This is a genomic window from Facilibium subflavum (genome assembly GCF_003574485.1).
Lineage (GTDB): Bacteria > Pseudomonadota > Gammaproteobacteria > Francisellales > Francisellaceae > Facilibium > Facilibium subflavum.
The window spans coordinates 1-14,364 of sequence record NZ_QLIT01000088.1 but is presented as its reverse complement, the minus strand read 5'-3'; the positions used below and the strand labels follow the sequence as shown (position 1 = coordinate 14,364).

Sequence of the window (14,364 nt, the reverse complement as noted above, 5' to 3'; positions counted from 1 at the left end):
TCAAGATTTGATAAAACAATAATCAGTTTTAGTGGATTTTTAAACTTTTCTGGGAGTTTGATTTGGATGCGGTAAAAAAATTGGTTCACAGAACCTAGATAACTTTTTAACTGAAATAGACAAAATAATAACAAGCGCTGTAACAATACCCACAAAGCCAAACAAATAGGATGCAAACATGCCTTTCTCCCCAAGCGCTGCAATAATCAATGCAACAACAACAGGTGATAAACCTTGAAAACACATATACAGCCCTGTCGAAAATGAAGCTATTTTATCTGCCTCATGCGTATTTGTCGCAAGCAGCATTAACTTCTGACGCAGCGCAATGCGACAGTAATTCATTGCAAAACCTATTAAGAAACAAGCAGACATTACAACAATAAGCTGCCCAGACAACCCTGCAAGTAAATCCCCTAAGGCCAGCATTATTGCTAAAAGCACAGCTACTTTGCTGCTATTTTTAATCAAAGAAGCACAAAAAGAACCAACACCCGCTGCAGCAGACGCACTTCCTAATAAGACGGCATTCCATAAATAGACTTTTTGGAATATCATTGGCATCAAAATATTAAAGGAGCTGATGTGAAAGCCAATCATACCAATACCAATAGAAAACACCAACAATATACTTGCTGTTTGCCTATCAAAGCTTGCCACACCTGCCTGATTGGAAGATTTATTTGTTTCTCCTTTAAGCATGGGGGCATCCGGGTCTTGCCAGAGTAAATATAGGCTTAACGTAAGCACTAATGAAATAGCACTAACAGCTTGAGCAAATGAAAAAATACCTAGGTAATAAATAAAAACACCACCTAAAAATGACCCTAAACATGCACCAATTTGCACCATAGTCTGCATCACTCTTGCAGCTAGCTCATACTTAAGCATTCCAGACATCGCAATAAGTGTATTTTGTTTTTCCAATGCTGAATTCGTAATAAGGTTGGATAAGCCAAGCAAGACTCCCCAAACAATTAAATTTAGTAACTGGTGTTGCCTGAAAATAAAAGACACCAGTAAAATGGTTAGGTAAATAAGTACGCGCTGAGCTGCCATGCGCTTGACAGTCTTCGTTTGTGTCTGCTTTTTACGTAATAGTTTTTTTGTAACAAAAGGCAGAAAAACTGAAATACTCAGCAACAACCCAATTAACATTGGGCTACCGGTTATTTTTAAAGAGAACCAAATCATTCCAGTAAGCAGCATAAGATCTGTTCCACCCAGCAAGGCTACATATAAGTAAAAAATACTCAATGTTATTTGTTTATTTTGTCGCATGAACCACTCCCCTCTCAAATCATGCCTTAACGTGCTTAACTGCAAATAAAGCGCACATCTTCCTTACACGGACATAAGGTAATTTGTTTTTAGCTAAACGACAAGGCTTATATTTATTTTCATGCCACGGACAGATTACCCGTTCCGCCTCATTATATACGCCATACTGCAATGGCCCGCCCCTGTGTGGACAATTTGCAGGGACAAGTTTTACTGTATTATCCTTAGGCTTATGTAGAACAAAATATTTTTTATCATCTACTATTAGCATATTATTTTTATCAAGATCAATTTTTGCAATTTTCATTGAGTCACAACCTCATCTGTCAGCATATACACACTATAGGTCGCATCGGTGCTTAGAACCTTTGATCCATGTAAAATTCCTTTTTTTAACATAATACCCTCACCCTCATTTAACGTTAGGTTCACTGCAGGAGAGAATGTCAGTTCCACCGTCCCCTTATCTACGACAAAAAATTCATCTACAGGGTGTATATGAGAAATAGAAACTAATCCCTTACTTTCATAAAATGTATTTAATTTGGACATTCCTTTATAGCCATTTTCTGACGATGGAGCTATATGGTCTAACTGATCATGAAAAATAACATGCTTAAAAAGTTCCTCATCTGCTAGATCTTGCAACATTCTAAACTGTTCAAAACCTAATAACATCTCACTAATGACTTGGTTACCAAACTTTTTAACTAACGGCTTAATAAGCTTTTCCAAAGCCATTCTTCCATGATGAACATCAATGTGCGTGTGCTCATCAAAGTATTGCGTATTAAACTTATCACCAAAAACTGATTTCATCATTGCTGACTGTGACACAGTAGTAAAAGCCAAAGCTGCCTCAGTAAAATATAAAGCACCAATATACTTAAAGAAGTGTGCATGATTTTTGGAAACGTAGTGAAAATAATTAATCAGTGCTAAAGAGCTAGGTAAATAATATTGCCAGTACGTGTGAATATCTGCTGACATATTTAATGCATCACACATATTCTCAAACAATGTCGAATGCTTTTTACTATGAACACCATAACCATACTCATCAATGAAAATTTTAAACAACTCACTTGTTTCCTGCCCAAAATTTCCCAATACATTACGTCCCATAGCAGAAGCTTCAGTTAAAAAATCACCAGCACACTGAGCAATAAAAAACCTGGCTGCTCTTTGAGGATTTTTGCTACTTGTAATATTATGAAATAGCTGTGACTCTGATGTTCTAATTTCATTTAGCACTTGAGAGGTATACTCCTCAAATTTATTGATATCCCAAACTCCTTCTACCTCTATTTCTTGATTTAAAAATTTAAATACATAGCTCTCTAGTTTAGGCCTAATAAATTCACCCGCTTGCTTTAAATCATCATGATAAAATTCTTTAAAACTTAACATATCCCATGAATTTGTGTTATTCCTAGGTAAAAACACTAAATCTTGCTCATATATATTCAATAAAACTCTATGTGCTTGAAGGTATTCATTAGATGTTAACTCGTTAAAACTTAACGGCTTTTCAAAATCAGTGGATAATAAGTCAGCTGCTCTAAGCGCTCGATGATAAGGTGTAAGCTCCTTGTGATATTGAAATAATGGATTAGTGACATATTTCTCTAAATAAAATTTAAATATTTCCTGTAATGTGTTCATAAGCTCACTCCTAAAGCACGCAGATCACTCCCCAATTGCTCTGCATTTTTAAAATGTATTCCTTTAATACCCAAAGCCTCACATGCCTTGATATTATCCAAATTATCATCGATAAAAACAGACTCACTTGCTTTTATCTCATTACGCGATAAGCATAGCTGATATATCTCAGCCTCTGGCTTAATGAGTTTTTCTCTCCCAGATACCACGATGTCTTTGAACAAATGAAAAAAATCATAGCTGTAATAAACATACGGAAAGGTTTCAGCAGACCAATTCGTCAAGCCATAAAGATTATAGCCTTTAGCATGTAATGCTCTAAGTAGATCAACACTGCCGGTAATTTCATTACCAATCATTTTATGCCACGCTTTTTTCCATAATGAAAGTGCTTCTGAATATTGGGGAGTTTTATCTAATATTGGCTTTAAAACACTATCAAAACTCTCTCCTCGATCAATTCTTTTGTTTGCCTCTTTTATCCCAGTTTGCTGATAAAACCGCTCCATTTCCTGCAGGTTATAATTAAAGTATTGCGCATAAAAATAATCAGAGTTCCACTCCAAAAGCACGCCACCAAAATCAAATATTATATTTTTCATTTCTCTTCCCTTTGTAAAAATAAATGATTAACGCAATAGGAATATACTTTATAACAAATAGCAAATCAATGATAAAATTCATCAAACGCAAAAATTTTTCTCTTATGATGACTTATTAAACAATTAGCCGCGTGAAGCTTGTAAATCAGCTTCTAAAGGCCGATTGCAAAGAAGCATCCTTTTTCCAAGATCGAGCAATAAAAAATACAAGACTTACAGAAATGGTATAGGTGAGTACAAACGCCATATCGACTGCATAATTAGAAAAATAAATTTGCCATAGATTTGGCTCTCCAGCGAACATGCTGGGATATAAAATCGCATTGTGTATGCCAATAGTTATTGCCACAGACAAGGTAGAAGATAAAAACAGCTTTTTTCTGAATATACGCTCGAATAAAAATGCAAACAAAATCAACTCACAGACATAAGTGATGGCCGAGGCAATAATACCGTGATAAAACAATGACCAGGTTTTAGCAGAGATTGCAAAGTCTGGCATTATAACGAGATTAGCTAAAACAACAACCCTTTCTTTTAGCCCATTTATCATCCTGCCACAAGAAATGGTGAATTTTTTCAATATTTTTTTCCGCAGCAATTGATAACAGCGTGTGATCATCTATTTTCAAACTTTGATAGAAAAATGCATGTGTATCAGGGTAATTAACAATATTAAGCCTGTTGTGATCTTTAGCAAAATCATACTGACAAAGCCCATTGGCAATGCCTTGCCCTGTAAGCTTTAAACTGGCCTCTTTTAACGTCCATAAATGATAAAAACCTTCATATCTTTCATCCTCTGGTAAGGCAGATAACCACTGATATTCATCAATACTAAAATACTGTTTGGCGATGGCCAAAGCATCAATGCTCTCTTTCATCGATTGCACATCAATCCCAACGCGCTGATTTTTAGCAATTGCCAAAACAACATAATCCTTGGTATGGCTTATATTAAAATCATAAATAGCGCCTTTGATAAATGGGCGCCCCTTATCAGTTGTCTCAAAGAGAATTTTTTCTGGGTCACAAGAAAGATACTGGCTTAAAACCTGATAACGAATCCATTGTGATGCAATAAACTCTTTACGCTTTCGTGCCAGCTTATAACTGGCTGCTCGTTGAATAATATCTTGCGGCAATTGAGAGATATAAGCTTCCTCATCAAATAAAGGCAAAGAAACCTGATAAATATCGACCATAGCTCAGCAGATATTTTTAATGATTAAAGAAGTATTAATCCCGCCAAAGGCAAAATTATTACTCATGATATACTGGCAATCAAACTGCCTTGACTCACCCATAATATAATCCAAATCAGCACAACGTGGATCAATATTTATCAGGTTTGCCGTTGGTATAAAACACTTTTGTCTGGCCATCATAAGTGACAACCAGATCTCTAGTGCACCACAAGCACCCAATGTGTGCCCAAAATGCCCTTTTAAAGAGCTTATTGGTGTTTTATCACCCATGACCTGTAATGTCGCATGAGACTCGGCAATATCACCTTGCTCAGTTGCCGTACCATGTGCATTAATATAATCAATAGCCATTGGATCTAACTGAGCATCTCCTAATGCAAGCCTTAAAGCCTGTGCCATCTTCTCAGAAGTCGGCTGGGTGATATGCCTTGCATCACAATTTGTCCCAAAACCAACGATTTCACCATAAATTTTCGCACCTCTGGCTTTGGCGTGCGCATACTCCTCTAAGATTAAGCTGCACGCCCCTTCACCAAGCACCAAACCATCACGATCTCGATCAAATGGTCGTGGTGTTGTTTCTGGATGTTCATTTTGCTGGCTTGTCGCAAATAAGGTATCAAAAATAGAGACCTGGCTTGGGCAAAGCTCTTCAGCACCACCTGCGATCATAAGCTTTTGGTAACCATGTTTTATTGTTTCATACGCATAACCGATAGCTTGAGCGCTTGATGTGCAGGCACTTGATGTTGGAATCACACGCCCGGTTAACCCAAAGAAAAGGGCCGCATTGACTGCACAGGTATGACTCATTGATTTGATATAGGTTGTGGCACTGACATTCGATAAGGTCTTATGCGTTCTGATCTTAATCAAATCATACAGTGCCGAGGTACTTCCTGAACAAGAACCATAAGCAATACCCATATCACCACCTTCAATCATGGCCTTTTGATCCTTTAATAAGGCATCATCCAAGGCCTTATCGCAAGCAACCGTTGCCAATTGTGCAACACGCCCCATCGACCTTAACTGCTTTCTGGTATAATGTGAAGGTGTTTGAAAATCTTTAATCGGTGCGCCAAGATTTGTGCGTAGCCCTTCAATTTCAGCCCATTGAGGGATCACACTTGTTGCCGTTTTTTGCTGTTTAAATGCATCAAACACACTTACCCAATCATCACCTAAGGCCGTAACAAGTCCACCACCTGTGATTACTACACGTTTTGTCATAATAAACCACCATTCACTGAGATCACTTGCCTTGTTAGATAACTGGCCTGATCAGAAAACAAGTAATTGATTAAAGATGCCACTTCATCTACTTTTCCCATCCGACGCATGGGAATATATTTTTGCATTTCTTCTTTATATTCAAGATCTTTGGTCATATCTGTTTCAATCAAACCAGGTGCCACACAATTAACCGTGATTTTTCTTTTGGCAAGCTCTAAGGCAAGTGCCTTGGTTGCCCCAATGATCCCGGCTTTAGCTGCACTGTAATTAACCTGCCCCTTATTGCCCGCAATTCCAGAAACTGAAGCAAGACTCACAATCCGCCCACCTTTTCTTGCCTGGACCATTGGCAACACACAAGGCTTTAAAACATTATAAAATCCATCCAGGTTGGTGTGAATCACTTGATCCCATTGTTCATCAAGCATGGCAGGAAAAGCCACATCTTTGCAGATTCCTGCATTGCTAACAACCCCATAAAAAGCACCATTTTCCTTGATATCTTGTGATAAAACATTTTGACATTGATCACGATCGCTAATATCAAATTGAATAAGCGCACCTTGACCACCATTGCCTTCAATTACACGCAAGGTCTCTTTGGCGCCATTTTGATCACGATGATAATGGACACAAACAAAAAAGCCCGCTTTGCCAAGCATCATCGCTGTTGCCTGTCCAATACCTTTACTGGCACCTGTCACTAATACGCGCCTCATTGTATTTCTTCCCCTTTTAATATCTGTTCAAACTGCTCGCCTGTTGGCTGATAGGCGCTGAATTTACCTGTTGCTACTGATTTGCCATTTATCATAATACTGCAATTAAAAACACCTAATGGCGGCTCAATCATTACCTTTTGCGCACAAATCTCTAAGATCTCGCCACATGTAAACCAGGTTAGATCGCTAACGCAATTGCGCACACTAAGTAAAAAGCCTTCACGCTTTACCCGGTTATCCTCGAGCTGCTGGAAATATGCCAAAACAGCCGCGGCCTGTGCCATCATTTCCACCCCAATCCAATGATAAACACCATCAATCTCTGGTTCATAAAAAAGATTGTCTTTTCGTATCGTAAACTGGCAGAGCACCTTATCATCACTGGCTTTTATAATCTGATCGATAAATCGCATCGGGGGCTTTTGCGGTAAGATATCATCGATATTATATCTTTTTTGAGATTCCTTCATGATAACCCTTTGATAATTAAACTGACATTATTGCCACCAAACGCAAATGAATTGCTCATAAAATAAGGCGTTTGCCAATGCGTATTACCCTTGGTCAAACAAATTGGCGCAATATTTTGATCATAGTCATCATTTTGAAACTGTGCTGGCAGCAATCTATCTGGATTGTAGGTTTTAGACAATAACAACCAGCATAAGGCAAGCTCGATAACACTGGCTGCACCTAATGTATGCCCGGTGAGTGGTTTGGTTGAACTAACCTGTGTCTTGCCACCAAAAACTTCAAAAATAGCTTTTGATTCCATGGCATCATTTTTTGGTGTTGCCGTACCATGGGCATTAATATAACCAATTAATGATTTATCAATACCTGCATCATCTAATGCGCGCTGCATCGCCTTTTTTGCCCCACTACCTTCTGGATCAGGGGAGGTGATATGAAATCCATCTGAAGACTCTCCACCACCGGCAAGTGAAATCTCACCTGGCTGCTTGCTCATGATGAATAAACCCGCACCTTCACCAATATTAATGCCATCACGTGTTTGCTGAAACGGCCGGCAAATCGATGAAGATACAGAATCTAGTGCATCAAAACCATTAAGCGGTAAGGCTGATAATGTATCCGCACCGCCAACAATAACCGCATCGCAAAAATCAGATTGAATCAGTCTTTTTGCAGCCATAAATGCCTTGCCACTGGAGGAGCATGCTGTTGAAATTGTATAACAAGGACCTTGAACACCGATGAGTTTTGCTAAAAACCTGGAAATCTGGCCAAACTCCTGCTGTTTATAATGAAATCCCTTGGGAAAATAACCTTGTTGTGTATACTGAGCATAGGCTTTCTCACCTTCTAGAATACCTGAAGTACTGGTACCAAGAATGATTCCAATGCGCCTGGCACCATATTGATGAATAAGGTTATCAATTGCCGGTTTAATTTGCAGATAAGCATGCATTAACAAACGATTATTGCGACAATCAAAATCTTGAAGTGTTTTTGGAATGCTTGGCAGTGTGCCATCCACCTGACCGATATAACTAGAACGGTGTGTAAATAGTTTATCATAAGCCACTAGCCGCTGTGCATTGGCAAGCAGATTCTTTGCCACACTTGCCTTTGAATCACCAAGCGCGCAAATAATACCACAATCATTTAAATAGATCTCAGCTTGCTTTTTCATCTAAATTTCAAAAACCTGTCTTCTTATTATTTGTGCACTTCATGCAATGCTAAAACAGGTATTTTGCAATAAAACGCTCACAATGGCAATTTAAACCAGGTCGCGTCAACTAAAAACACAAGGTTTGAAATTACATACCCTCTCAATTTTCATTAATTTTTATGCATAAAAGCATCCCTAAAATATAGATAGCTGCGGCTATACAAAGTGAAATACTCATACCTAATATAAAACTTTTTGAGATCACTATAACTGTACCAAAAGTAGCAACACCAATAAGAGTCCCTAGTTGACGCGCCATATTAAATGAGGATGATGCAAACCCTGCTCTATTATGTTCTACAGAGCGAATAATAACTATAGTTGCTGCAGGCATAGTAAAAGAGATGCCAAACCCAATACAAGCTAATGGAATAATCATCCAAATATAGTCAGGGTGAGTTAAATTTATTACCCACAACATCCCTAGAAATCCGAACACGCCTATTACTAAACCTGAATCTATTACTGGCTTAATACCCAAAAGAGTAACCGCTTTTCCTGAAAGATAAGATGATAATGCAACTAAAATAAATAGAGGGACTATAGCAAAACCTGTTATTAATACAGAGTATTGTTTAATCTCTTGAAAATATAAAGGTAGAAGAAAGAGTAATCCATAAGTGCTGATATTTATAAAAATACCTAATAGTAATGGGATAGAAAAGTTTTTAATTGATAGTACACTAAGAGGGAACATTGGCGAACTAACACTACTTTCAATGATTATAAAAAATATTAATCCTAGCAAAAATACAGCAATACTTATTAGCACTATCGGAGATGTCCAGCCTAACCTTCCAACTTCAATTAATGCAAATGCTAATGAGCCAATCCATAATATTGAAAATATCTGGCCTAGAAGGTCAATTCCAATAGTTTTATTACCAAGTACAGTCTTAACATAGTTCAAACACAAATACGTTGCTAGTACTCCTACCGGAATATTTATGAAAAAAACAGCTCGCCAACTGAACCCTGCAGTTAGTAAAGCGCCCAGTATTGGCCCTAAAGTTGCTGCTATACCCCCAATACCCCCCCAAATACCAATTGCTTTAGCTTTTTCTTTAGGGTTATCAAATGTACTATTAATAAGAGATAACGATGTTGGAATAATGAGTGCACCACCAATACCTTGAATAATGCGAAATAATATAATACTCAAGGGCGTAGATGATAATGCACAACCTAGAGAAGATATAGTAAATAATAATAGACCCATCATGAATAAACGTTTTGCCCCATATTTATCTGCTAAGTTTCCTACCAAGAGCAGCAAGCAGGCAAAAGATAATGCATATCCATCAACTATCCATTGTAAAGTTGATATTTCTCCACCAAGGTCTCGTGAAATACTAGGTAAAGCAACATTAACTACTGTTATATCGATTATGACCATAAAAAAGCCAAGACAAATTGCAACCAAGGATACTAAATTAGAGTGCTTCTTTTTCATTAGACTATCTCCATTGAATAACTTGCTGTTTTTTGTTCAATTTTTATTATCAAGAGCACCCGCAAGTTATTACTTTGTTTATTTGCAGGAAAGGCGTTTAGGGTGCTCCTGTGTATTGTTTATTAGATTATTTTATATGTAGTTATTTTGTAAAAATAGTGCTACTATTTGGAATAGATGTATCAAAAAAACTAACAACTATGTCAGACCTAGATCGTTTTGAATTATTTTTACTCGTTGCTGAATTTGGAACAATCACACTTGCTGCAGAAAAATTAGGGATAGCTAAAGCTTCTTTAAGTAAGCAAATTCAACGTTTAGAATCAGATTTAAAAATTAATCTTTTTCTAAGACATAAACAACGACTACATTTAACAGATGAAGGGGAGACTCTACTAAATCAGTGTAAACGATTATGTAGAGAACTAGAAAATACTCGCAATTTATGTCAGAAGTTTCATAACGAACCTACTGGGATATTACATGTCGTTGTATTTTCTTATTTTGCAAAACATTTAATTTATCCCAAATTAAAATCATTCCTTAACCAATACCCAAAACTAGAACTTATAATAGATTCTACAGAAAAAATTCCTGATTTTGAGAAAGAACAAATAGATATTGCAGTAGGGTTTTCATTGCCAGTTCCTAACCCTGATGAAGTAATACAAAAACGGATGATGACAACCCGATATATATTATGTGCCTCACCTGGATATTTTAAATCGCATGGCAAACCAAAATCTTTACAAGATTTACATCATCACCAATATATAAGCCATACGAGAAGAACTGGAGACTATACATTAAAGTTAAAACCTGAATACTCGCTACAATTAAAGCCATATCTGCTAGTAAATTCTGTGTATGCTATGATTGAGTGCGCTAAAAACGACCTAGGCTTAATTCAATTACCTTTATATGTCTTAAAAGAATATTTAGATAGTGGTGAATTGATACAAATCTTACCTGAATACCAGGCATGTGACTCTGATGTTTATTACCATTATCCAAAATATGCTCATCCTCAACCTAAATTGCAAAGGTTTATCGAGTTTTTTTTAAAAAACGGTTTTGCCTAACTTGCAAATTTTTTATTCCCCAGGAGAACTGTTGCTTACAACTTTTTCATCTTTATTGCATAAAAAACCTTCTATCACATCAAAACTGACTTCAATATTATCATAACCATGCCCTTGACCCGTTTTGATATCAATATTTGCTCCAGCATAAACTTCTTTGGCAAATGTGATTGGTGTGGTGGTATCATCTGCTTGCAGTAATAACAAATAATCTTGAAAATCTTTCGATCCTGCTGGCATCAAATCCATCAAAGCTTTCGCCTCATGCCGAAGCTCTGCATAAGCCGGATCAGCGACGATTAAATCAAGTCGTGCTGCAGGATTAATCAAAACGACCTGATCGATATCTGATCTTATCTGTTTAAAAAGATGTGCCATATAACCACCAAGCGAGCTGCCAATAATCACTTTTTTTGCTGCATTAGCTTTGTTTAACAGATAATTAATCGTTTGCAATGCACTTTCACTATGCATTTGTAAGGCAGGTGCGTCAATCGCGCTATTTGGCCAGTTTTTTTTCAGCCAGCGCTTTAGCTTTTGTGCCTTAACAGAATCTGGCGAGCCCTTATAGCCATGCAGATATAAAAAATAATAATCACTCATGCGCAATTAACTCCTTATAATACTGTAATGCATTAATAATGTGATAGCCAGTTGTCGCCTTGACTTTGTCAAACTGGATATTCCCTGTAACATCAACATATTCAACTGGTAAATTATTTGCAATATAATAGTTAGAAACGACCTTAAAGCAAGTCTTTGCACTTTTGATATCTTTTATCATCGAATAAAAGCGAAGCTGCTCAAGAAGCGGCCATATACGATAGCTTGCCTTATCCTGATCACAACCGATTTCAGGGATAACAAGACCATTCGCTAATACCGTTTTTATCTGACAGTTATGTGCCAAACGCAAAGGGTCAATACCTTTTGTGTCAATTTTTAATTTTGAGGCTTCAACAATTAAGGCCGCCCACTCAAAGCTGTGCCCAGGCTCGAATATTCTCTTATATCGATACTCACATATCAACTGCATGTTTTCATCATAAAACCAATGTATAACCTTGTTATAAATCACTTGTGCACTTTTACGAAAAACATCATTTTGTGTTGTTTTATATGCCGCCAAATAGGCTTCAAATAAATGCATAATCGCATTTTGACAGATATCATTTTTAATATATAACAAAGCAAAGTCATTGCTTATGAATTTAGTTTCAATAATCTGATGTAAGCGTTTAATATCCACCAGCACACTTGCCTGATTTGTTTTTTCATATAAGTGCGAAAACGAAAACAGCAAAAAAGCATACTCATATAAATCATTCATGACATTGGCGTTGGGAAATTTTTTCCAGTCCCCGTGGTAATGATCAAAATAATCCTGCTTGAGCTTTTTATATAACTGCCATGCATAATTTTGCCCCTTTCCCTCGCTAAAAACACGACCATAAGTCAGCAAATAAAACATTCCGCGTGTTTGGCAAAGCGCACGCGTTTTTCCAAAGCATACTTCTTCAGGAGCATTTAAAATTTCCGGAACAAAGCCATATTGCTCAATGTTTTTTATTAATAATTGTTGGTAATTATCAAGCAATGAATCAATTAATTGGCTATCTTGTTGTTGTAATCTCATGATGTATAAAAAAATAAAAACGCCTATTTATCACGCATAGTAAAGGACTTTAGCAATAACTGCAAACTTGTTCATTATCTTAAACAGCGATATAATGCGCAAACCTGCAACTCTAGTAAAGCCACATGAAAAAAATAACAGCACTTATCACTGGAACTGTTTTTGTTGTATCTGCAAATGCTTACACCAGCAATCTTACCAATCAAGAAATAACCATACAAAATTTCTCTGACGTTGAGCACTATGTTGATAAACTATCACAAACATTACCGCCAAATGAGATTTGTGTTATCTATGATATCGATAACACCCTTATTACAAAAGAACGTCTTAAAACCGGCAATCCAAACCTTTGCCATGGCATTGTTTATGTAGATGATACAAAAAGCAAAGTAGACATGATTGCAAAACAATTCAAACACAAGCTTGATTACTATGCCATATATTATAATTATTTACCTAACCCTGAAGATGAGAAAAACTGGCAACCACAAAAATGGCAAACTGCTTCTCAAGCACTTGATAACCTGGTGAAAATACTCAATTAAATAAATACTTTCCTGACTTGTTTTTCCTTAACAGCAAACGATAAAATGCGTTAGAATAATAAGCATCACGACATCAGGAAGGAATCAATAATGCAGGAACCCTCATCGCGTTATAAAAAAGGACAAGAAACATTGCACCAAATCGACGGGAAAAACCGTGAAAAAGGTGTATTAGCTGACATTAAAGCGTTTTATCCCGATTTAGAAAAATTCACCGTTGAGTTCGCTATTGGTGATATTTACTCACGGCCACACCTTGATCTTAAAACACGGGAATTTATCACAATATCGTCATTAATCACGCAAGGCCAACTCAATCACTTAAAAGATCATATCAAGGCAGCTCAAGCATTAGGTGCGACAAAACAGGAAGTGTGTGAGTTAATCTTACAGCTTGTTGTTTACGCAGGCTTTCCAAAGGCAATTAACGCCATGCTTGTCGCAAAAGAAGTGTATGATTAAATTTTAAAGCCGTAGTTTAAAAGCTATAGCCGATGTTGAATTCAAATGTTGGTAAAACACCGCTTGAATCAAACATCGACCCTTTGTTAGAGACATACATTGGTCCAACACCAAGCTGCATATTAAAGCCACTGTCCCAAAGCCATTGATAACTGACCATAGCGCCTGCCATAAAACCACCAACGCTACTGTCACCGGAATCTTTACCATAAGCATAGCCAGCAAATGGTTTAATTAACCAACCTGAAGACATGTAATTACCATTAACTGCATAACTATACTGAACACCAATATTGGCAACTGTTGTATCTTTTCCACCCCATGTCCAATATGCACCATAAATACCAATCGCTGATGATGGCAAAAACTTATAGTTTGCATTAGCGGAAATAAAGCCAATCATCGTTGGAATCACATTCCATTCAATATTAAACTTTTTATCACTGAATGCTTTGTTTAATTCAACGGCATCAGGTTCGTGATCCGTTTTATTTTGCACCATTTGTCCATAAGCAGCATAGCTTGCCCCACTACCTAATGTTATCGCACTTAGCGTAAGTATGACTGATACTTTTTTCAACATAATTTCTCTACGGGCGCATTCGGAATTTGTGGGTATTTAGGCTGCTGCTTGCAATCCTCCTTCATAGGACATTTCTTCAATGTTTCGCCATCTCCCAGCCTTATAAAATGAACGTATAAGCAGCATATCATTGGCACTCTCTTCATTCCAAAAAATAGAATTGCCTTTCATTTTTAGATTAATAACC

The 14,364-nt window shown here is 37.0% G+C and carries 17 protein-coding genes; 3 read left to right on the top strand and 14 right to left on the bottom strand.

Annotation, left to right across the window (positions count from 1 at the left end; translation table 11 throughout):
- Positions 1-39: 39 nt before the first annotated feature.
- The 11 genes from DNK84_RS06205 to DNK84_RS06155 form a co-directional block, all read right to left on the bottom strand.
- The gene (locus DNK84_RS06205) at positions 40-1,281 is read right to left on the bottom strand and encodes an MFS transporter (RefSeq protein ID WP_119343686.1); all 1,242 of its coding nucleotides are present in this window, start codon (positions 1,279-1,281) and stop codon (positions 40-42) included.
- 19 nt (positions 1,282-1,300) lie between these two features.
- Entirely contained in the window at positions 1,301-1,588 is a 288-nt protein-coding gene (locus tag DNK84_RS06200; RefSeq protein ID WP_119343685.1) for a Rieske 2Fe-2S domain-containing protein, read from the bottom strand.
- Positions 1,585-2,946 (bottom strand): iron-containing redox enzyme family protein, encoded by a 1,362-nt coding sequence (locus DNK84_RS06195; RefSeq protein ID WP_119343684.1) that lies wholly within the window; start codon positions 2,944-2,946, stop codon positions 1,585-1,587. The genes DNK84_RS06200 and DNK84_RS06195 overlap by 4 nt, the downstream gene beginning before the upstream one ends.
- Entirely contained in the window at positions 2,943-3,548 is a 606-nt protein-coding gene (locus DNK84_RS06190) for an HAD family hydrolase (RefSeq protein WP_119343683.1), read from the bottom strand. Before DNK84_RS06190 ends, DNK84_RS06195 begins: the two co-directional genes overlap by 4 nt.
- Positions 3,549-3,693: 145 nt before the next feature.
- The gene (locus DNK84_RS06185) at positions 3,694-4,050 is read right to left on the bottom strand and encodes a hypothetical protein (protein ID WP_119343682.1); all 357 of its coding nucleotides are present in this window, start codon (positions 4,048-4,050) and stop codon (positions 3,694-3,696) included.
- Between the two features lie 10 nt (positions 4,051-4,060).
- On the bottom strand, positions 4,061-4,753 hold the full coding sequence (locus tag DNK84_RS06180) for a 4'-phosphopantetheinyl transferase family protein (RefSeq protein ID WP_119343681.1): 693 nt from the start codon (positions 4,751-4,753) through the stop codon (positions 4,061-4,063).
- Positions 4,754-4,756: 3 nt separating this feature from the next.
- The gene (locus DNK84_RS06175) at positions 4,757-5,989 is read right to left on the bottom strand and encodes a beta-ketoacyl-ACP synthase (RefSeq protein WP_119343680.1); all 1,233 of its coding nucleotides are present in this window, start codon (positions 5,987-5,989) and stop codon (positions 4,757-4,759) included.
- Complete coding sequence (locus tag DNK84_RS06170; RefSeq protein WP_119343679.1) at positions 5,986-6,711, bottom strand: 3-ketoacyl-ACP reductase FabG2; 726 nt, start codon at positions 6,709-6,711, stop codon at positions 5,986-5,988. The genes DNK84_RS06175 and DNK84_RS06170 overlap by 4 nt, the downstream gene beginning before the upstream one ends.
- A complete protein-coding gene (locus DNK84_RS06165; RefSeq protein WP_119343678.1) occupies positions 6,708-7,184 on the bottom strand; it encodes a hotdog family protein in 477 nt (158 codons plus the stop codon). Before DNK84_RS06165 ends, DNK84_RS06170 begins: the two co-directional genes overlap by 4 nt.
- Entirely contained in the window at positions 7,181-8,371 is a 1,191-nt protein-coding gene (locus DNK84_RS06160; RefSeq protein ID WP_119343677.1) for a beta-ketoacyl-[acyl-carrier-protein] synthase family protein, read from the bottom strand. The genes DNK84_RS06165 and DNK84_RS06160 overlap by 4 nt, the downstream gene beginning before the upstream one ends.
- A 142-nt stretch (positions 8,372-8,513) precedes the next feature.
- The gene (locus DNK84_RS06155; protein ID WP_119343676.1) at positions 8,514-9,866 is read right to left on the bottom strand and encodes an MFS transporter; all 1,353 of its coding nucleotides are present in this window, start codon (positions 9,864-9,866) and stop codon (positions 8,514-8,516) included.
- Positions 9,867-9,976: 110 nt separating this feature from the next.
- Here DNK84_RS06155 and DNK84_RS06150 point away from each other — a divergent pair, with 110 nt between their 5' ends.
- On the top strand, positions 9,977-10,948 hold the full coding sequence (locus DNK84_RS06150; RefSeq protein ID WP_119343675.1) for a LysR family transcriptional regulator: 972 nt from the start codon (positions 9,977-9,979) through the stop codon (positions 10,946-10,948).
- A gap of 12 nt (positions 10,949-10,960) precedes the next feature.
- Here the strand turns inward: DNK84_RS06150 and DNK84_RS06145 are convergent, their stop codons facing one another.
- Together DNK84_RS06145 and DNK84_RS06140 are read right to left on the bottom strand one after the other, a co-directional pair.
- Positions 10,961-11,551, bottom strand: a complete 591-nt coding sequence (locus tag DNK84_RS06145; protein WP_119343674.1) for a YqiA/YcfP family alpha/beta fold hydrolase — start codon at positions 11,549-11,551, stop codon at positions 10,961-10,963.
- Positions 11,544-12,584: an AGE family epimerase/isomerase gene (locus tag DNK84_RS06140; protein WP_119343673.1), complete on the bottom strand. Its 1,041-nt coding sequence runs from the start codon at positions 12,582-12,584 to the stop codon at positions 11,544-11,546. The genes DNK84_RS06145 and DNK84_RS06140 overlap by 8 nt, the downstream gene beginning before the upstream one ends.
- A 125-nt stretch (positions 12,585-12,709) precedes the next feature.
- Between DNK84_RS06140 and DNK84_RS06135 the strand changes: the two genes are divergently transcribed.
- Positions 12,710-13,132 (top strand): DUF705 domain-containing protein, encoded by a 423-nt coding sequence (locus DNK84_RS06135; protein ID WP_119343672.1) that lies wholly within the window; start codon positions 12,710-12,712, stop codon positions 13,130-13,132.
- Between the two features lie 90 nt (positions 13,133-13,222).
- On the top strand, positions 13,223-13,594 hold the full coding sequence (locus tag DNK84_RS06130; protein WP_119343671.1) for a carboxymuconolactone decarboxylase family protein: 372 nt from the start codon (positions 13,223-13,225) through the stop codon (positions 13,592-13,594).
- Between the two features lie 16 nt (positions 13,595-13,610).
- Here the strand turns inward: DNK84_RS06130 and DNK84_RS06125 are convergent, their stop codons facing one another.
- Positions 13,611-14,177 carry a hypothetical protein gene (locus tag DNK84_RS06125; RefSeq protein WP_119343670.1) on the bottom strand — a complete coding sequence of 189 codons (567 nt, stop codon included), beginning with the start codon at positions 14,175-14,177 and terminating at the stop codon, positions 13,611-13,613.
- Positions 14,178-14,364 lie beyond the last annotated feature (187 nt).